We start from the raw sequence: 18,459 nt of genomic DNA on the forward strand, positions 1-18,459 counted from the left end.
GTTCATTGATCCGGATCAATGACTGAACGGATACAGCTTTTACACCAAACTGAATCGTTCCTGCGTTGTCATCAAGCCGTCATCCGTGCGCGATAGATGGCCGGTCTATTGGGCGTTACCGTCCCAATCTGTCTGATTCATCCCTATGACGTGATATGAAGCGCCTGCTGCTGTTGTTGCTGGCGTGCGCCGGCCTGTGGCTGGCTGCATGCTCATCCTCGATCAACGCCTCGTCCACCTCACTCGCCGATCAGCTGATCGCGCCGGGTGGCGTGTCGACCCTGCTCGATCGTCCGCGCATCGCCGCGGCCATCGCCGAACTGCCCAACCGCCATGGCTTCGCGGCGGGCCGCGATGGCGTGCCGATCTTCTGGCGCGTATTCGATCCGGGCGACTACGGCGCGCGTTACCGCTACCTGCCGCAGCGCCACGAGAACGGCCTGCCGCTGGATACCGGCCTGAGCCTGGCCGTGCCGCAGCCGTTCCGCGCGCAGGCGCCGCGCGGCACCGTGGTGCTGCTGCATGGGTGGATGATGAACGGTGATTCGATGCTGCCATGGTCGCTGCAGCTGGCCGAATCCGGCTACCGCGTGGTCACGCTCGACCTGCGCAACCACGGCCAGTCCGGCACCGGCCCGTCCGGCTATGGCACCTATGAGTCGGATGACGTGGTCGATGTGATCGGCGAGCTGCGCGCGCGCGGCGAAGTGACCGGGCCCCTGTACCTGTTCGGTGTGTCCTATGGTGCGGCCACGGCGGTGTTCACCGCCGACAAGCTGGGTGACCAGGTCGAAGGCGTGGTGGCGATGGAATCGTTCGCCAATGCCGGCGTGGCGATCCGCACCATGATCCCGCACCTGATGGGGCTCCAGCCGGAAGGCCTGAAGGCGCAGGCGGTGGCGTCGTACGCGCGCTGGCGCTACGGCGGCCAGGACATCAACCAGGTGATCGCCGCCGCCAGCCGCCGCATCGACGTCGATCTGGACCGCGTGGACGTCGCGCGTGCGTTGGCCGATACCCGCGCCTGCGTGCTGTTGCTGCACGGGCAGGGCGACCAGCACATTCCGGTCAGCCAGGGCCGCGAACTGGCCCAGGCCAACCCGCGCGCGCACTACATCGAAATGCGCGGCGAGGACCACATCACCCTGCCGCTGCGGCTGGACCTGCTGGCGGGCGTGGTCGATGACTGGATGGCGCGCGACGAGCACCATCCGCAGAACGCGTGCCCGGCACCGCAGCTGCCGGCCCAGGCTGAGTGGCTGGCGCGCAGCTGAGAAAAAGGGGACGGAGGGGATTAAGTCGTTTCCAGGCCAGGTGTGCGGGAAACGACTTAATCCCCTCCGTCCCCTTTTTCTGTCAGGCCACGCGTCGTGCCAGTGCGCGGGCAGACGCCGCGACGCCGAGCAGCAGCGCGGCCACGCACAGGAAGGCGAAACCGAGGCTGGTGGCATGCGCCAGTGCGCCGATCGCTGCCGGACCGGCGAGGATGCCGGCGTAACCCAGTGTGGTCACCGCGGTGATGGCGATGCTCTCCGGCATCACCCGCTGCTGGCCCGCCATCGAGAACAGCGCCGGCACGATGTTGGCGCAGCCCAGCCCGACCAGTACGTAGCCGGCCAACGCCACCGGGAACGAGGGCACCAGCGTGGCCAGGGTGAAGCCCGCCGCAGCGGTGATGCCGCCGATGACCAGCGTGCGGGTCCGGCCGAGGCGCTCGACGATGCCGTCGCCGAACAGGCGCATCGCGGTCATCGCCAGGGTGAACAACGCAAAGCCGGCCCCGGCCTGGTCGCGCGGTACCTGCCGCACTTCCGCCAGGAACACCGCACTCCAGTCCAGCATTGAGCCCTCGGCAAGGAACACCACGAAGGCCAGCACGCCGATGAACAGGACCACGCCGTGCGGCAGCGCCAATAGCGGGCCTTCGTGCAGGATCCGTTGCGGACGCCAGTGCGGTGCCGACAGCACGGCAACCAGCAGCAGCGCGGCCACCGAAAGCAGCGCGGCCAGCCACAGCGGCGTGCCGAGGATCAGCAGCCCGGTCATGCAGCCGGCGCCGACGAATCCACCGATGCTGTAGAAGGCGTGGAAGCCGGACATCATCGCGCGTCCGGCGTCGCGCTCGACCGCCACGGCCTGCATGTTCATCGCGCAATCCAATGCACCGACGCCGGCGCCGAACACGAACAGCGCTGCGCCCAGCGCCACGGGCGAGGGTGCCAGCACCAGCAAGGGCAGGGCGCCCAGCATCATCGCGCAGGTGATCACCATCACCCGACGGCATCCCAGCCGTCCGGTCAGCGCACCTGCCAGTGGCATCGCCAGCAGCGAACCCAGCCCGAGGCACAGCAGCACGGCGCCGAGACTGGCGTCGGATAGCCCGGCCTTGGCCTTGGCGTAGGGCACCATCGGCGCCCACGCGGCGGTGGCGAAGCCGGGAATGAAGAAGGCGGCACGGGTGGCGTGCTGCTGGGCACGTGGGGATGAAGGCGTCATGCGCGATGCGAAGCTCCGGGAGAGCTCCATGAAATCGTTATCAGGCCAGGTCGGCAAGTGCCATGCACGACATCAAACGACGCATACGATTGCAGTGACCCGATTGCGTCACCAGCGATTAACGCCACGCACGGACAGTGGCTGCACAGTCGGCATCCCGCCGGCCGCTGCCGGAGACCTGTACATGAGCACGACACCGACCATCCTCCTTGTCCATGGATTCTGGGGCGGGGCCGCACATTGGGCCAAGGTGATCCTGGAACTGCATCGCAACGGCCACGACCGCGTGCAGGCGGTGGAACTGCCGCTTACCTCGCTGGCCGACGACGCAGGACGCACCCGGAAAATGGTCCGGCAGATCGACGGGCCGGTGCTGCTGGTCGGCCACTCCTACGGCGGCGCGGTGATCAGCCAGGCCGGTAGCGAGCCCAACGTGAAGGGCCTGGTCTACATCGCTGCCTTCGCGCCTGATGCCGGCGAGAGCCCCGGTGGCATCACCCAGCAGCACCTGCCGGAGGCAGCGCCGAACTTGGCACCCGACAGCGATGGCTACCTGTGGCTGCGTGCGGACAGGTTCCATGAGAGCTTCTGCCAGGACCTGAGCGCCGACGAGGGCCGGGTGATGGCGGTGACCCAGAAGGCGCCGTTGGCGAGCACCTTCGGTGATGCGGTCAGCGATCCGGCCTGGAAGCACAAGCCGAGCTGGTACCAGCTGTCCCGCCAAGACCGCATGATCGCGCCGGACAACCAGAAGGCCATGGCCACGCGCATCCAGCCCAAGCGATTGCTGGAGCTGGATGCCAGCCATGCCTCGCTGGCCTCGCAGCCGAAGGAAGTGACCGCGCTGATCCTGGAGGCCTGCGCCGCCATCGGCGGCTGAGCCCGCGCGGCGCGTCGCACCGCACGACAGGATTCCACCTTCGGCGAGATCACCAACCCGGCCACGCAGGCCAAGGTGGTACATCGCACCCAACCGTATTGGTTGCTGGATGCGATGGCGCGTTATGAATTCAGTGATCGCCTGTCGGCCACGCTCAACGTCAACAACCTGCTGGACAAGCGCTACTACACGATCTTCAGCTGGTACAGCACCTACACCTGGGGTGAGCCGCGCAATGTGCGGCTGGCGATGACGTACAGGTTCTGACGCGGGTCCTGTAGAGCCGAGCCCGCGCTCGGCTGGCTGTCACACCGCAGCCGAGCGTGGGCTCGGCTCTACGGAAATGCGCCCGCGATGCTTTGCGGCATCGCGGGCGTTGTGGTTACAGCGGCAGGTCGAACACCAGCACTTCGGCGTCGTTGCCGTTTTCCAGGGTCAGCTGCGCTTCGTCGCTGACCTGCAGTGCATCACCGGCTTCCAGGGTGATGCCATTGACCTGCAGCTGGCCTCGGGCAACCTGCACATAGGCACCACGGCCATTGCCGAGCGCGTGGTGCAGCTTCTGGCCGCCATCGAGGATGGTGGCGAAGATGCGGGCATCCTGGTGGATGCGCAGCGAACCGTCGGCGCCGTCCGGCGAAGCGATCAGGCGCAGCTGGCCGCGCTTGGTCTCCGGGGCGAAGTGGGTCTCCTCGTAGGACGGCGTGATGTTCTCGCGGTCCGGGAAGATCCAGATCTGCAGGAAGTGCACGGTCTCGTCGGCCGAGTGGTTGAATTCGCTGTGGCTGACACCACTGCCGGCACTCATGCGCTGCACGTCGCCGTAGCGCAGCACCGAGCCGGTGCCCATCGAGTCCTTGTGCTCCAGCGCGCCGCCCAGCACATAGGAAACGATCTCCATGTTGCTGTGGCTATGGGTGCCGAAGCCCTGGCCGCCGATCACCTTGTCTTCGTTGATCACCCGCAGCGGGCCGAAGCTGACGTAGCGGGGGTCGTAGTAGTTGGCGAAGGAGAAGGTATGGCGCGAGGACAGCCAGCCATGCTCGGCCAGGCCACGGGTAGCGCTCTTGCGGATCTGCAGCATGATGGAATCTCCTTGTTCGATGGTTTCGATGGGGCGGGGTGAGGCGGTAGTTGCCGTGTTTCCCCGTTGGAGAGAAGTATCCGCTTGCGCCCGGGGTTTGAAAAACGGATAGTTTTGACGGCCATCATCGAAAAATTCGAATGCTCAAGCTCAGCCTCGATGCCCTGCAGATCCTGGATGCCATCGACCGCCGCGGCTCTTTTGCCGGCGCCGGCAAGGCGCTGCACAAGGTGCCCTCGACCATTTCCTACACTGTGGCCAAGCTGGAGGAGGACCTGGGCGTGCAGCTGTTCGACCGGGTCGGCCCGCGTGCCGAACCGACCGAGGCCGGACGCGCCCTGCTGGACGAGGGGCGCCATCTCCTGCGTGCGGCCCGCGAGCTGGAGCTGCGGGTGCGCCGGGTGGCGTCGGGCTGGGAGACCGAACTGACCCTGGCGGTGGACTCGGTGTTCCCGACCTGGCTGCTGGGCCCGGACATCGCCGCGTTTCGTGAGGCCGAGGCGCCGACCCGGCTGCGGCTGATCGGCGAGGCCCTGTCCGGCACCTGGGAGGCCCTGCTGGACCGCCGCGCCGACCTGCTGGTCGGGGCGCCGGGCGAGGGGCCCAGTGGCGGTGGTTACGTGGTCGAGCCGCTGGGCACGGTGGAGTTCGTGTTCGCGGTCGCACCCGGTCATCCGTTGGCCAAGGTGCCGGGCGTGCTCGGTCGCGAGCAGCTGGTCGAGCACTGCGCGATCGCCGTTTCTGATTCGGCGCGGCGGTTGCTGCCGCGCACGGTGGGCCTGTTGATGGGGCAGGAGATGCTGACCGTGCCTGACATGGCCAGCAAACTGAAGCTGCAATGCGAAGGTGTGGGCTTCGGCTTCCTGCCCGAGCCGTGCGCGCGCGCTGCAGTGGCGCGTGGCCAGCTGGTGATCCGCGAGGTGGAGGAACACAAGCCGGAGGAAACGTTCTGGCTGGCCTGGCGCACCGGCGAGGACGGCGCGGCACTGCGGTGGTGGCGCGAGCGCCTGCGCAGGCCGGAGCTGCTGTCGCAGTGGTGGCAGGCAATGGCCAAGGGGTAGGGTTTGGCAGGGCTGCGCCCTGCACCCGCCGAGGCCAAAGCAACAGCAACAGCAACAGCAACAGCGTGCATTCCGTGAGGTGGCGGGTTGGGTCCGGCTGCGGGAGACGCCGAAAACCCCCAGGCCGGCCCAGCCGCTGGCGGCTGTGCGTTCGGGCGCTTGCGAAGCAGTGCTTCGCAAGCAAAGCGCCCTCACCCATGGGGGCTTGGCCGCGGCATCCATGCCGCGGACACTCCCGCAACCGGACCCACCCCGCCTTCGACAGTTTTCCGCGATCTGTCGGAACGGCGTACTGCTCTGGTAGGTGTCGACCTTGGTCGACACGGTAGATCCACGTCATGCGTGGATGAATTCACTCGATATCTGACAGATGTGTCGACCAAGGTCGACACCTACCAACAGCCGCGTGAACCTGTCGAAGGTGGGGCGGTGTCGGAGTGCGGGGTGTCAGCCGCATGGATGCGGCTGCCAAGCCTTATCTGATCGGAATCTGGCAGCGTAGGTGTCGAGAGCCGGCGTGGGCCGCCGTGTAAGCCTGGATCTCGACGATCGCCATGTAGCAACTGTGTTGATGGAGGGGCCAAGCCCCTCCATCAACACAGTTGCTACATGGACGTACTTGCGGCGTCCCCGCACTCCGACACCGCCCCGCCAACCCACGGAATGCCAGCTTCTGCTGTTGCCGTTGAGGTTGCCGGCCAGCGGCCGGCACTACCAGGGGTGCAGGGCGCAGCCCTGCCGAAAAACACGCATAAAAAACAGCAGGCCGAGGCCTGCTGTTTCGGTGTAATGGTGCGCCCGGAGAGATTCGAACTCCCGACCGCCTGGTTCGTAGCCAGGTACTCTATCCAACTGAGCTACGGGCGCCAATTACATAAACTTGTTGTGCTGACTGTGTATGGTGCGCCCGGAGAGATTCGAACTCCCGACCGCCTGGTTCGTAGCCAGGTACTCTATCCAACTGAGCTACGGGCGCGCGGTACACAATCAAATTTTACTGCATTTCCAGCGGCGGATGCTGAAAACCTGTCGAGTGGTGCGCCCGGAGAGATTCGAACTCCCGACCGCCTGGTTCGTAGCCAGGTACTCTATCCAACTGAGCTACGGGCGCCCTGCGACAGGAGCGGAATTATGCGGATGTCGGCGCGTACCGTCAACAGTTTTGTGAAAATTTTCATCCAACTGAATGAAAAAGCGGTCTGCCACAGCGTCAGGGGCCTTCAACCAGGCGAAATGATCCGCACGCGTGCCCAGTTCCTGCGCCGACAGCACGCGCAGCTGCGCGTCCACATTCGGCAGCTTGGCCAGCAATGTCTGCATCGATCCGGTCGGTGCCAACCAGTCGTGTTCCATCAACACCGCCTGCGCGCTGCCATGCACGCGCGCCATCTGTGCGTCGAGGTCTTCGTCCATGCCGGCCGCGGCATAGTGGTTGTTCAGGCCGACGCGCGCCCAGTCGGCGATCAGTCCGCGCGCTTCGGTGCCGCCGAAGCCGAGGCGCCGGCCATGCAGCACGCCCTGGCGCTGTGCGATCCACGGCAGGAAGCGGTAGACCAGTGGCAGCAGCCAGCCGCGCGGTGGCGGGAAGCCGCGCCAGAACGGTGAGCCACTGGCCGCCAACCACAAGCGGTTGAAGTGCTGCGGATTGCGGCCGGCATGCACGCAGGCCAGCTGACCGCCGAGGCTGTGGCCACCGATGATCCAGGGCAGCGCGCCGGCCTCGTCATCCGCCGCGACAAGGACCGCCTGGCTGGTGGGCAGATCCTGTTCGAGTACCTCGCGATAGCCCCAGTCCTGCGTGCGCGACGGCCGCAGTGAGCTGCTGCCATTGCCGCGCCACTCGTGCAGGTACACCGCCACGCCCTTCGCCGCCAGCGCCTGCGCCAGCGGCAGGTAGTGGCGCGCGGCCACGCCCAGTGCAGGCAGCCACAGCAGGCGCGCGATGGGCTGTGCAGGCACGCAGGCAATCACTTCATAGCGATGGCCATCAGCGCACTGCACGGCGAGGACGTCCGGTGTGAGGCTCATGCGTGTGGTGCCGCGCCGAAGTGATCGAGCACCAGCACCTCGCTGCGGCCGGGGGCATAGCCCTGCTGCAGGCCGCGTGCAACGTAGTCGATACCGGCTTCGCAGGCATTGGCCAGGCTCAAGCCGTTGCACAGTTGCGCGGCGATGGCCGAGGCCAGCGTGCAGCCGGTGCCATGTGCGTCCAGCGGCAGGCGGGCATGGATGAATTCTTCGCTGCTGACGCCGTCGAAGTAGCGGTCGATCACGCGGTTGCCTTCCTGCAGATGGCCACCTTTGAGCAGCACCGCACCGGCGCCCAGGTCGAGCAGGGCGGAAGCGGCGCGCTCCGCGTCATCGCCGTTGCCGATCTTCCGTCCGACCAGCAGCTCTGCTTCCGGCGTGTTCGGGGTGATCAGCGTGGCCAGCGGGATCAGCCGCTCGCGCATCGCCTGCAGGGCGCTGTCTTCCAGCAGGCGCGCGCCGCTGGTGGCGACCATCACCGGGTCCAGCACCACGTGTGGCGGGCGATGGCGCTCCAATGCATCGGCGACGGCATTGATCACCTCGGCGTTGGCCAGCATGCCGAGCTTCACCGCGTGGATGTCGAAGTCGTCGAAGCAGGCGTCCAGTTGCGCGCGCAGGAAATCGATCGGCGGCACATGCACGGCGATGACGCCGCGGGTGTTCTGCGCGGTCAGTGCAGCAATCGCGGAAAGGCCATGCACGCGGTGTGCGGCGAAGGCCTTCAGGTCGGCCTGGATGCCGGCGCCACCACCGGAGTCGGAGCCGGCGATGGTGAGGGCGGAAACGGGAGTGGTCGGGCTCATCCAGCGATTGTGCCGTGGTCACCGTAAAGGAGGTAGCGTCGCCGCTGATAGATGGGGTCAGATCCCTTTTCCGCAGGAAAAGGGATCTGACCCCCCGGAGCGCCGCCCTCAATGCCGCCAACGCGCCCACTGCTGGTACAGCACATAACCCAGTCCGGTCAGGCCGGTCAGCAGGGCGGGGGCAAGCAGGGCGTCGTACTGCCAGCGCACGAACAGCCAGGCGCCGATCATGCCGCCGGCGAGGAAGCCGCTGATGATCAGGCCGCTGAGGGTCAGTCGCCGTACCTGCAGTGGCAACCCGCGCAGCAGGTGGCCCAAGCCGATGCCGAGGTCGGTGAACATGCCGCTGAGGTGGGTGGTGCGCACCACCGCGCCGCTGAAAGTGGTGGCCATTGCATTCTGCAGGCCGCAGGCCATGGCGGCGGCCAGTGCGCCCCAGATCTGGTGCTGTTCGAACAGCGGAATGGACACCAGCAAAAGAGCCGATTCCAGCGCCAGTGCCACGCCGTAGCGTCGGCCCAGCTGCAGGGTGCTGTCCTGGATCAGCAGGCCGCTGAGCATTGCGCCCAGCGAGAACGCGATCAGCAGTCCCCACAGGTGGCCGACCGCGCGCCAGTCACCCTGGGCCAGTGCCATGCCGAGCTGGCTGGTACTGCCGGTCATGTGGCTGACCGCCTGGTGCTCGAAACCGAGGAAGCCGACCACGTTGACCATGCCGGCCACGCACGAGAGCGCGACCGCGCCGATCCAGACCCAGGTGGGCAGGCGTATTCCCATCGGCGGGGCCCCTCAGGGCCCGCCGAAGCCGCCGTTGAACTGCAGCTCGCTGAAGGTGTTGCTGGCCGGGTCGAACACCGCGCCCCAGAACTGCGCGCCGCCATCGCAGACGCGGATCGCTTCGCGGGCCGGATTGATGCCGCTGTCGTCGGGCAGGTGGAAGGCATTGATGTAGATCAGGCGTCGGCCTGCGCTTTCGATGCCGACGTACTGCCGGTCAAAGTCGAGCACCTTCGGCACCTGGGCCTCCAGCGAAGACAGATTCGCTTCCAGCTGGTCGATCTGCTGCCGGCTGGGTGCCCAGTAGCCGCTGACCCGCCCGGCCTCGCGGCCGGGGCTGGGCCGCGAGCAGGTGTCGAGCACCTGCGCGGCGATGATCGGGCGGGTGACCACCCAGGACTGGCCGGTGCGCTCGGCGGTGGGCACACTGGCCGGGCCGCGCGTAGTGGTGCAGGCGCCCAGCACGGCTGCGAGGGTGATTGCAGCCGTGGGCAGCAGCAGGCGGGTGCGGCGGTTCACAACACCTCCGAAGCGTAATCGGCCAGGCGCGAACGCTCGCCACGGCGCAGGGTGATGTGTGCACTATGCGGCCAGTTCTTGAAGCGATCCACCGCGTAGGTCAGGCCCGAGGTGGTCTCGGTCAGGTACGGGGTGTCGATCTGCTCGACGTTGCCCAGGCAGACGATCTTGGTGCCGGGGCCGGCGCGGGTGATCAGCGTCTTCATCTGCTTCGGGGTGAGGTTCTGCGCCTCGTCCAGGATCAGGTAGCGCGACAGGAACGTGCGGCCGCGCATGAAGTTCATCGAGCGGATCTTGATGCGGCTGGCCAGCAGGTCGTTGGTCGCCTGGCGCCCCCACGTGCCGCCTTCCTGGTTGTGCGTGAGCACTTCCAGGTTGTCGGTCAGCGCGCCCATCCACGGCGTCATCTTCTCTTCTTCGGTGCCGGGCAGGAAACCGATGTCCTCGCCGACGCTGACCGTGGCGCGGGTCATGATGATCTCGCGGTAGCGCTGCTGGTCCATCGTCTGCGCCAGGCCGGCGGCCAGCGCCAGCAGGGTCTTGCCGGTGCCGGCGGTACCCAGCAGCGTGACGAAGTCGATCTCCGGATCCATCAGTGCGTTGAGGGCGAAGTTCTGCTCGCGGTTGCGTGCGCTGATGCCCCACACGGCGTGGCTGCCGTGGCGGAAATCATCGACCAGCGACAGCACCACCTTGCCGTCACCGACCACGCGGCTGACGCGCAGCTCGACTTCATCTTCGCCGGGCAGGTAGACGTACTGGTTCGGGTACCACTCCTCGCCGTCCTGCGCCTGGATTTCGTAATGGGTACGGCCCTTGTCGCTCCAGCTGCGCAGGTCGTCGCCGTGGCGCTTCCAGAAGTCTTCCGGCAGCTCGGTAGCGCCGGTGTAGAGCAGGCTGAAATCGTCCAGCGCGCGGTCGTTCTCGTAGTCCTCGGACACGATGCCGGCGATGGCGGCCTTGATCCGCAGGTTGATGTCCTTGGAGACGAACACCACCGGCAGGTCGGGGGTTTCTTCCTTCAGGGCCAGGATCGCGCCGAGGATGGCGTTGTCCGGGATCACCTTGCCGAAGCTCTTGCCAGCGTCGAAATGGCTGGTCTGGAAGCGCAGCTTGCCGGCGCTCTGCTTGCCGCGCAGCTGCAGCCCATTCGGGCGCTGCAGCGGAATGCCGTCGGCCAGGTTGTCCAGGCCGGAGGCCTGCACCAGCTCGTTGAGGAAGCGGCTCACCTGGCGGGCGTTGCGGCTCGCTTCGGAGGTGCCCTTCTTGCCGTTGTCCAGCTCCTCGATCACCTGCATGGGCAGGTAAACGTCGTGCTCCTCGAATTTGAACAGCGCGGTCGGATCGTGCATCAGCACGTTGGTATCCAGCACGTAGATGCGCTTGCCTCGGGTCATCGTCGATTCCTGGTTACGGACAGGGAAAAACCACCACGGCCTGCTGCCTGGCAGGGTGATGGCAGACACAGTAGGCAGTGGGACTCACTTGGACTGGGAGGCCTTCAGTTCGGCGAGAACGGCATCGGCATGGCCGGCGACCTTGACCTTGCGCCAGGACTGCACGATGCGGCTGTCGGGGGAAATCAGGAAGGTGCTGCGTTCGATGCCACGTACCTGCTTGCCGTACATGTTCTTCATCTTGATCACGTCGAAGGCGCTGCACAGCGCTTCGTCGCCATCGCTGACCAGGGGGAAGCCGAAGCCCTGCCTGGCACAGAAATTGTCGTGCGACTTCACCGAATCGCGCGAGACGCCCAGCACGACCGCGCCGGCCTTCTTGAACTTCGGCAGCAGCGCGTTGAAGTCGATGCCTTCGGTGGTGCAGCCGGGAGTGCTGTCCTTGGGGTAGAAGTACAGCACCAGCCACTGGCCGGTATAGTCGCCGAGGGTGGCCTGGTCGCCACCGGACAGCGCCAGCGGCAGGGAGAGGGTGGTGCTGTCCAGGGTATCGCCGTTGTTCATGAGGTCCTTCTGTCGAGCCTGGGTTCTTTCCAAGACAATTGCATGAAACGCCACGCGCCCGTGAGAGGCGCGCGAAAAATCAGGAATTCATTCAGAACTTCATCGGGTCCATGATCGCGTCCAGGTTCAGGTGGTCGCAGAACTCAAGGAAATCGTCGCGCAGCGCGGCAATGTGCATGTTGGCCGGCACGCCGATGGTGACCTGTGCACTGAACATTTCCGCACCGGTCTGCATGGCGCGGTAGCGCGTGCTCTGCAGGTTCTCGATGGTGATGCCCTGGCGGTCGAAGAAGTCGGCCAGCTGGAACAGGATGCCCGGCTTGTCGGCGGCGATCACTTCGACGATGTACGGCAGCAGGTTGGACTGCGCCTGCTTGGCGGCGGTGCGGTACCAGACCAGCTTCAGGCCCTCCTCGCGCTCCAGCCGGGTCAGCATCGCCTCGAGCTTGGCCACCGAGTCCCAGGAGCCGGTGGCCAGGGCGGTGACCGAGACATCGCGGCCGACCGTGGCCAGGCGTGCGTCCACCAGGTTGCAGCCGCTGTCGGCGATGCGGCGGGTGACGGACAGCAGGGGGGACTCCGGATGCGTCGTATAGGCGTTGATCAGGAGGTGGTTTTCGCTCGGCGCGGGGCGCGGGGTGGTGTCGGTCAAGGCGATTCCGGGTAATGCATGCGTGAGTCTGAATGCCCGCCAGAGGCGGGGATCCACCGGTGTCCAGCATACTTGCCCGTGCTTTCGCGCCGCAAGTAACATTCAGGCCGCCCCCAGCCTTTCGTGGCGGGCGTTTCCCTTCCCAGCCAAGAGCAGCACGTCCTTGTCCCTTTCCGGCCTCATCACCGCGCTGGCGACCCCGTTCCGGGCCGACGGCGCCCTCGATCCCGATGGTTGGCAGCGCCTGCTGCACCTGCAACTGGAGGGTGGCGTCCATGGCGTTGTCGTGGCTGGCTCGACCGGCGAAGCGGCGACCCTGACCGATGCCGAGTACGACCAGCTGCTGGCCAGCGCCGTCGAACGCATCGGCGGCCGCATCCCGGTCATGGCCGGCACCGGCCTGTCGGGCACCGCCAAGACCATCGAACAGACCCGCCGTGCCGCCGCCCTTGGCGCCAGCCACGCACTGGTGGTCACCCCGCCGTACGTGCGGCCGACCCAGGCTGGCCTGATCGCGCACTATCGCGCGGTGGCCGACCAGGGCGGGCTGCCGGTCGTGCTGTACAACGTGCCCGGCCGTACCGGCTGCGACATGCAGCCGGAGACCGTGGCCGAGCTGGCCAGCCACCCCAATATCGTCGGCATCAAGGAAGCGGTGGGTGACACCGGCCGGGTGCAGGCGCTGCTGGCGCTGCGCAGCCCGAAGTTCGCCGTGCTCAGTGGCGACGACGGCACCGCCGCGCGTTCGATCCGGGCCGGCATCGATGGCCTGATCTCGGTCGGTTCCAACGTGCTTCCGGGCGCGTATCGCCGGATGTGCGAGCTGGCTGCCGCGCACGACCACGAAGCCACCGAGTCGTGGGACGCGCGCCTGCATCCCTTCCATGATTTCTGTGGCGTCGAACCCAACCCGATCCCGGTCAAGGCGCTGCTGCGCCGCATCGGCATCGGCCATGACCTGCGCCTGCCGCTGCTGCCGCTGTCGGCAGCACATCATCCCGCGGCCGACCACCTTGCCGGCGACATCGCCGCCCTCGAAGCCCTTTCCAGCCACTGACCTTCCGTCTTGGTCTGACCCAGGAGATTCACATGCGTCAATCCGTTTCCACTGTCCGCGTGCTGTCCTACGCCCTGCTTGCTGTATCGGTTGCGGCCGGCACCACCGGCTGCTTCAAGCGTGGCGTCAAGGGCGACTACGCCCTGGCCCCGGAAATGCGCCCGCTGGAAGTACCGCCGGACCTGAACCTGCCCAACGCCACCACCGACAACAAGGTGCCGACACTGGCCTCGGCCACCAAGCCGGCGGCGCCGGTCGCCGCAGCCCCGGCGGTGGGCAACACCGGTTTCACCATTGCCGGTGGCAAGGATGAAGCCTTCGCCAAGGTCGGTACCGCGCTGGAAGGCGTGGAAGGCGTGACCATCGCCAGCCGCGCGCAGCTGCTGGGCTCGTACGACGTGGCCTACGAAGGCAGCAACTTCCTGGTCCGCGTGGTGGCGGTTGATGCAGGTGCCTACATCTCCGCGGTCGACCCGCGTGGCCTGCCGGCCACCGCCGAAGCGCCGGTGAAGCTGATCGCCGCGCTGAAGGCGAAGCTGGCTCAGTAAGGGCCGCCCTGGTAGAGGCCGACCTTGGTCGGCGCTTCCGTGCCAACCAAGGTTGGCACCTACCGAGAACAGAAAAGGGCGCCATGGGCGCCCTTTTCCGTTGCCGCCGCGGGCGCTTCTCAGCGCTCCAGCAGCTTCAGCTTGTCCGGCTTGCCGTCCCATTCGCCGGCGTCGGCGGGCGGGTCCTTGCGCACGGTCAGCACCGGCCATTCCTTCGCCAGCTCGGCATTGAGGGCAACGAAGCCTTCCTGGCCGGCGGGGACGTCGTCCTCGGGGAAAATCGCGTTGACCGGGCACTCCGGCTCGCAGAGGGTGCAGTCGATGCACTCATCCGGGTCGATCACCAGGAAGTTCGGGCCTTCGTGGAAGCAATCCACGGGGCACACTTCCACGCAATCGGTGTGTTTGCACTTGATGCAGTTTTCGGTGACGACAAAGGGCATGGGCTGGGGGTGGATCGATTCCTGAACCCGCCAATTCTAGAACAGGTTGGCCCCCGGTGTCGGGATGGGACGGAAAACGGGCGTCTGGCAGGCGCGGCCATTGGCGGCACGGCAGGGCGTGTGCGAGGCTGCGCGACAACCGGTCCTGGTGGCCGGGCTCCCTTCCCAGCAGGATCGTCCATGTCCCAGGCCCCGTCCCGCACCGCCTCCCACGGTGGTGAAAACACGGCGTTCATCGTCCTGATCAGTTGCGTGGCCACGCTTGGTGGCTTCCTGTTCGGCTTCGACAGTGGTGTCATCAACGGCACGGTCGATGGCCTGCGCCAGGCCTTCAACTCCAGCGAGGCGGCGCTGGGTTTCGAAGTTGCCTCGATGCTGCTGGGCTGCGCGATCGGTGCATTCCTGGCCGGTTGGTTGGGCGACCGCCTGGGGCGCCGTGGTGTCCTGATCGTGTCCGCGCTGATGTTCCTGGTCTCGGCGCTGGGCGCCGGGGCGGCTCACGCGTCCTGGCTGTTCATCGCGGCCCGCGTGCTGGGCGGCTTTGCGGTGGGGGCGGCCAGCGTGATGTCACCGGCCTACATCGCCGAAGTCGCCTCGGCGCGCTATCGCGGCCGGCTGGCCACGGTGCAGCAGATGGCCATCATCTGCGGTTTGTTCGCGGCCTTCCTCAGCAATTACCTGCTGGCCCGCGCCGCCGGCGCCTCGACCGAGCCGCTGTGGCTGGGCCACGAAGCCTGGCGATGGATGTTCTGGATGCAGGCGCTGCCCTCCGCGCTGTTCCTGCTGTTGCTGCTGGTGATTCCGGAAAGCCCGCGCTTCCTGGTGCTGAAGGGCCGCCAGGGGCAGGCGAGTGTGGTGTTGTCGCGACTGTACGGCGAGGCCGCTGCCCGGGCCAAGCAGGCCGAGATCGAAGCCAGCCTGGCACAGGACCAGCACAAGCCGCGCTTCGGCGACCTGCGCAGCAGGGCTACCGGCAGGCTGCGCCCGATCCTCTGGGTGGGCATCGGCCTGGCCATGTTCCAGCAGCTGGTCGGCATCAACGTGGTGTTCTACTACGGCGCGGTGCTGTGGCAGGCGGTGGGCTTCTCTGAAAGCGACGCACTGCTGATCAATGTGCTGTCCGGCGCGCTGAGCATCGGCGCCTGCCTGCTCACCGTGCTGCTGATCGACCGCATCGGGCGCAAGCCGCTGCTGTGGGTCGGCTCGGTCGGCATGTCGGTGGCGCTGGTGCTGATGGTGGTGGCGTTTGCCAGCGGCAGCCTGGCCGGCGGGCGCCTGCAGCTGTCCGATGGCATGGGGCGGCTGGCGCTGGTCGCCGCCAACGTCTACGTGGTGTTCTTCAACATGTCCTGGGGCCCGGTGATGTGGGTGATGCTGGGCGAGATGTTCCCCAACCAGATCCGCGGCCCGGCGCTGGCGGTGGCGGGTGCGGCGCAATGGACCTCGAACTTCGCGATCACCGTGACCTTCCCGATGCTGCTGGCCGGCATCGGCCTGGCCGGCGCCTATGGCATCTACGCGGTCGCGGCGATCCTCTCGATCGTCTTCGTGGTCCGCTACGTACGCGAGACCAAGGGCAAGGAGCTGGAGCAGATGGAAGGCTGACGGCGACTGGCTTCGGTTGCGTTCCGTTGGCGCCTGCTTGTCCAGAGTGTGGGGGGCAGGCCGCCCTCTCCAGGACACGCAAGAGCCCATCCATGGTGCTCGATGGCGCCTTGCTCGCGTGCGCTGTCCTGCGCACTCGGCAAGACCAGGCTTGGGCTCCTGCCCAACCCGTCGGGCGCATGCGCCCAACCCATCGCGCCAACGGTCCTGGAGAGGGCGGCCTGCCCCCTCCTGACAGTTTCATGGTGCGTGCGGATGCGGCGAAGCGCTGGTCGGTTGTTGCCGCAGCTGGCGGGAAACCGTCCAGAGTCGGTGGGGTCACCCAGGGCAGGACCGTTGGCGCCAAGGATGGCGCCATCGAGCCCCCATGGATGGGTTCACGGCGTGTCCTGCCCTGGGTGACCCCACCGGCTCGAGCCGATTGCAGGGAGGCGCCAAAGCGACCAACCCGACCGCAATCACTGCAATCCCGAAAAACAGAAAAGCCCGCACAAGGCGGGCTTTTTCGGTTCCTGCTGCGGCGACTGGCGCTCCCTAGGGGACTCGAACCCCTGTTTTAGCCTTGAGAGGGCCACGTCCTAACCACTAGACGAAGGGAGCGTAACTGTGTCGCTGCCGAGGCAGGAGCGCTAGTATATGCACCTCGATGCCATTGGGCAATCCCGAAACTTCAACCGGAAGCGCCAACATCATTTCCTCTGCTACATCACCGTTCAGCCTGCGCGTCATCCCGCGCGACCAGCACACGATCTCCCGCAAGGACATCAGCCCGAACGCCCTGCGCGTGCTTTACCGCCTGCGCGATGCCGGCTTCGGCGCCTACCTTGTCGGCGGCGCGGTGCGCGATCTGCTGGTCAATGGCCAACCCAAGGATTTCGACGTGGCCACCGACGCCACGCCCGAGCAGGTCAAGCAGCTGTTCCGCAACTGCCGCCTGATCGGCCGCCGGTTCCGCCTCGCCCACGTAGTGTTCGGTCGCGAAATCATCGAAGTCGCCACCTTCCGTGCCAACAGCGATGACGGCAGCGGCGACCGCGAGATGGAAAACGGCATGCTCGTGCGCGACAACGTGTACGGCACCATCGAAGACGACGCCATCCGCCGCGACTTCACCTGCAACGCCCTGTACTACGCCATCGAGGACTTCTCGGTGCGCGACTACACCGGTGGTTTCGAGGACGTGCAGGCGCGCCTGATGAAGCTGATCGGCGACCCGGTGCAGCGCTACCAGGAAGACCCGGTACGCATGCTGCGAGCGGTGCGCCTGGCGGCCAAGCTCGGCTTCCAGATCGAAGAGGGTACTGCCGCGCCGATCCCGCACCTGGCCGGCCTGCTCAACGAAGCCGCGCCAGCGCGCCTGTTCGAGGAAGTGCTCAAGCTGTTCCTGTCCGGACACGGCGTGGCCAGCTTCGAAGGCCTTGAGCGTTACGGCCTGCTCGACGTGCTGTTCCCGGAAAGCGCCAAGGCGCTGAAAGCCAACCGCACCGGCGCGCTGCGCCGCATGCTGGTCGAGGGCCTGGCCAATACCGATGCGCGGGTGGCCAACGACGAACCGGTCTCGCCGGCGTTCCTGTTCGCGCTGCTGCTGTGGCCGGCGTTCTGCCGTGCACAGGCGACCCTGCTCAAGCAGGGCGTGGCACCGGAAGAGGCGCAGCGCCGCGCCGCCGACCGCGTCACCGTGCAGCAGTTGAGCACCATCGCGCTGCCGCGCCGCTTCTCGCTGCCGATGCAGGAAATCTGGCTGCTGCAGTCGCGCTTCAGCTCGCGCCAGCGCAAGCGCGTGTTCCGCACCCTGACCCATCCGCGCTTCCGTGCCGCGTTCGATTTCCTCAGCCTGCGCCAGGTGGCGTCGTCCGAGCACGCCGCCGATGTCGAGTTCTGGCGCGAAGCGCAGGCGCAGTCCGGTCGTGAGCTGGAGTCGTCGCTGGATGCGATGCACAGCGAAGATGGCGATGACGAGAGCGGAGCGCCGCGCAAGCGCCGCCGTCGCCGCCGTCGTCCGGGTGCCCCGGCCGGTGCAGCGGGCGAGTAGGCGATGACCCTTGCCTGGATCGGCCTCGGCGCCAACCTCGGCGACGCGGCCGCCACCGTCGGCGCGGCGATTGCCGCGCTGGACGGCCTGCCCGGGACCCGGCTGCGCCAGGCCTCGCGGCTTTACGCAACGCCGGCCTGGGGCAATGAAGACCAGCCGCCGTTCGTCAATGCGGTGGCCTCGGTCGAAACCACCTTGCCGGCCGATGAGCTGCTGCAGGCCATGCTGGCGCTGGAGCAGCGCTTCGGTCGCACGCGTGATCCGGCAGTGCACTGGGGCCCGCGCGCGCTGGACCTGGACCTGCTGCTGTATGGCGCGCAGGCGCTCGACCAGCCTGGGCTGAAGGTGCCGCATCCGTACCTGCACGAGCGTGCCTTCGTGCTGGTGCCGCTGGCCGAAATCGCGCCGGAACTTACAATTCCTGGCCATGGACGCGTGCAGGATGCAGTGATGCAGGTCGATGCCTGCGGGATCGCGCCGATAGGGTGATAATGCCCGGGTTATCTCCCC

Annotated in this window: 18 protein-coding genes, 4 tRNA genes and 1 pseudogene; 9 read left to right on the plus strand and 14 right to left on the minus strand. The window is 66.8% G+C overall.

All coding sequences use genetic code 11. The features are described from left to right. Positions 1-155 precede the first annotated feature (155 nt). On the plus strand, positions 156-1,274 hold the full coding sequence (locus AC5P5W_RS03150) for an alpha/beta fold hydrolase (RefSeq protein WP_126411929.1): 1,119 nt from the start codon (positions 156-158) through the stop codon (positions 1,272-1,274). Positions 1,275-1,356: 82 nt separating this feature from the next. On the opposite strand, the gene AC5P5W_RS03155 is transcribed toward AC5P5W_RS03150, so the two are convergent. Then, positions 1,357-2,496: an MFS transporter gene (locus tag AC5P5W_RS03155; protein ID WP_032957729.1), complete on the minus strand. Its 1,140-nt coding sequence runs from the start codon at positions 2,494-2,496 to the stop codon at positions 1,357-1,359. Positions 2,497-2,680: 184 nt separating this feature from the next. Here AC5P5W_RS03155 and AC5P5W_RS03160 point away from each other — a divergent pair, with 184 nt between their 5' ends. Continuing rightward, complete coding sequence (locus tag AC5P5W_RS03160; protein ID WP_197574434.1) at positions 2,681-3,376, plus strand: alpha/beta fold hydrolase; 696 nt, start codon at positions 2,681-2,683, stop codon at positions 3,374-3,376. A gap of 24 nt (positions 3,377-3,400) precedes the next feature. Beyond that, positions 3,401-3,643 (plus strand): annotated as a pseudogene (locus AC5P5W_RS03165) (TonB-dependent receptor domain-containing protein); the annotation flags it as partial. A 115-nt stretch (positions 3,644-3,758) separates the two neighbouring features. Here the strand turns inward: AC5P5W_RS03165 and AC5P5W_RS03170 are convergent. Then, positions 3,759-4,460 carry a pirin family protein gene (locus tag AC5P5W_RS03170; protein WP_014646736.1) on the minus strand — a complete coding sequence of 234 codons (702 nt, stop codon included), beginning with the start codon at positions 4,458-4,460 and terminating at the stop codon, positions 3,759-3,761. Between the two features lie 140 nt (positions 4,461-4,600). Between AC5P5W_RS03170 and AC5P5W_RS03175 the strand changes: the two genes are divergently transcribed. After that, a complete protein-coding gene (locus tag AC5P5W_RS03175; protein WP_014646737.1) occupies positions 4,601-5,521 on the plus strand; it encodes a LysR family transcriptional regulator in 921 nt (306 codons plus the stop codon). Between the two features lie 790 nt (positions 5,522-6,311). Here the strand turns inward: AC5P5W_RS03175 and AC5P5W_RS03180 are convergent. From AC5P5W_RS03180 to AC5P5W_RS03225, 10 genes are all read right to left on the minus strand, one after another. Further along, a tRNA-Arg gene (locus AC5P5W_RS03180) sits at positions 6,312-6,388 on the minus strand. A 32-nt stretch (positions 6,389-6,420) separates the two neighbouring features. Then, positions 6,421-6,497: transfer RNA gene (locus AC5P5W_RS03185), tRNA-Arg, on the minus strand. Between the two features lie 58 nt (positions 6,498-6,555). Next, positions 6,556-6,632 (minus strand) — tRNA-Arg (locus AC5P5W_RS03190). After that, a complete protein-coding gene (locus AC5P5W_RS03195) occupies positions 6,623-7,549 on the minus strand; it encodes an alpha/beta hydrolase family protein (protein WP_142234573.1) in 927 nt (308 codons plus the stop codon). Before AC5P5W_RS03195 ends, AC5P5W_RS03190 begins: the two co-directional genes overlap by 10 nt. Further along, positions 7,546-8,355: a bifunctional hydroxymethylpyrimidine kinase/phosphomethylpyrimidine kinase gene (thiD, locus tag AC5P5W_RS03200; RefSeq protein ID WP_046429932.1), complete on the minus strand. Its 810-nt coding sequence runs from the start codon at positions 8,353-8,355 to the stop codon at positions 7,546-7,548. The genes AC5P5W_RS03195 and thiD overlap by 4 nt, the downstream gene beginning before the upstream one ends. A gap of 108 nt (positions 8,356-8,463) precedes the next feature. Beyond that, entirely contained in the window at positions 8,464-9,132 is a 669-nt protein-coding gene (locus AC5P5W_RS03205; RefSeq protein ID WP_197575255.1) for a DUF1275 family protein, read from the minus strand. Positions 9,133-9,144: 12 nt separating this feature from the next. Further along, complete coding sequence (locus AC5P5W_RS03210; protein ID WP_014646741.1) at positions 9,145-9,651, minus strand: hypothetical protein; 507 nt, start codon at positions 9,649-9,651, stop codon at positions 9,145-9,147. Further along, complete coding sequence (locus AC5P5W_RS03215) at positions 9,648-11,048, minus strand: PhoH family protein (protein WP_014646742.1); 1,401 nt, start codon at positions 11,046-11,048, stop codon at positions 9,648-9,650. Before AC5P5W_RS03215 ends, AC5P5W_RS03210 begins: the two co-directional genes overlap by 4 nt. Before the next feature lie 84 nt (positions 11,049-11,132). Further along, the gene (locus tag AC5P5W_RS03220) at positions 11,133-11,612 is read right to left on the minus strand and encodes a peroxiredoxin (RefSeq protein WP_197575257.1); all 480 of its coding nucleotides are present in this window, start codon (positions 11,610-11,612) and stop codon (positions 11,133-11,135) included. Between the two features lie 91 nt (positions 11,613-11,703). Next, positions 11,704-12,264, minus strand: a complete 561-nt coding sequence (locus AC5P5W_RS03225; protein WP_005409051.1) for a glycine cleavage system transcriptional repressor — start codon at positions 12,262-12,264, stop codon at positions 11,704-11,706. Positions 12,265-12,427: 163 nt separating this feature from the next. Here AC5P5W_RS03225 and dapA point away from each other — a divergent pair, with 163 nt between their 5' ends. Together dapA and AC5P5W_RS03235 are read left to right on the plus strand one after the other, a co-directional pair. Next, entirely contained in the window at positions 12,428-13,321 is an 894-nt protein-coding gene (gene dapA, locus AC5P5W_RS03230; RefSeq protein WP_014646744.1) for a 4-hydroxy-tetrahydrodipicolinate synthase, read from the plus strand. A gap of 32 nt (positions 13,322-13,353) precedes the next feature. Further along, positions 13,354-13,869: a hypothetical protein gene (locus AC5P5W_RS03235; protein ID WP_180834893.1), complete on the plus strand. Its 516-nt coding sequence runs from the start codon at positions 13,354-13,356 to the stop codon at positions 13,867-13,869. A gap of 119 nt (positions 13,870-13,988) precedes the next feature. Here the strand turns inward: AC5P5W_RS03235 and fdxA are convergent, their stop codons facing one another. Further along, the gene (gene fdxA, locus AC5P5W_RS03240) at positions 13,989-14,312 is read right to left on the minus strand and encodes a ferredoxin FdxA (RefSeq protein ID WP_005409054.1); all 324 of its coding nucleotides are present in this window, start codon (positions 14,310-14,312) and stop codon (positions 13,989-13,991) included. A 180-nt stretch (positions 14,313-14,492) separates the two neighbouring features. On the opposite strand from fdxA, the gene AC5P5W_RS03245 reads away from it, so the two are divergent. Next, positions 14,493-15,917 carry a sugar porter family MFS transporter gene (locus AC5P5W_RS03245; protein ID WP_014646746.1) on the plus strand — a complete coding sequence of 475 codons (1,425 nt, stop codon included), beginning with the start codon at positions 14,493-14,495 and terminating at the stop codon, positions 15,915-15,917. Between the two features lie 525 nt (positions 15,918-16,442). Here AC5P5W_RS03245 and AC5P5W_RS03250 read toward each other — a convergent pair. After that, a tRNA-Glu gene (locus tag AC5P5W_RS03250) sits at positions 16,443-16,517 on the minus strand. Positions 16,518-16,569: 52 nt separating this feature from the next. Here AC5P5W_RS03250 and pcnB point away from each other — a divergent pair. Together pcnB and folK are read left to right on the plus strand one after the other, a co-directional pair. Then, positions 16,570-17,949, plus strand: coding sequence for a polynucleotide adenylyltransferase PcnB (pcnB, locus tag AC5P5W_RS03255; protein ID WP_100449798.1), 1,380 nt, complete (start codon positions 16,570-16,572; stop codon positions 17,947-17,949). Positions 17,950-17,952: 3 nt separating this feature from the next. Continuing rightward, positions 17,953-18,438, plus strand: coding sequence for a 2-amino-4-hydroxy-6-hydroxymethyldihydropteridine diphosphokinase (folK, locus tag AC5P5W_RS03260; protein ID WP_100449799.1), 486 nt, complete (start codon positions 17,953-17,955; stop codon positions 18,436-18,438). Positions 18,439-18,459 lie beyond the last annotated feature (21 nt).

The organism is Stenotrophomonas sp. YJH_SMC_123 (assembly GCF_059368215.1).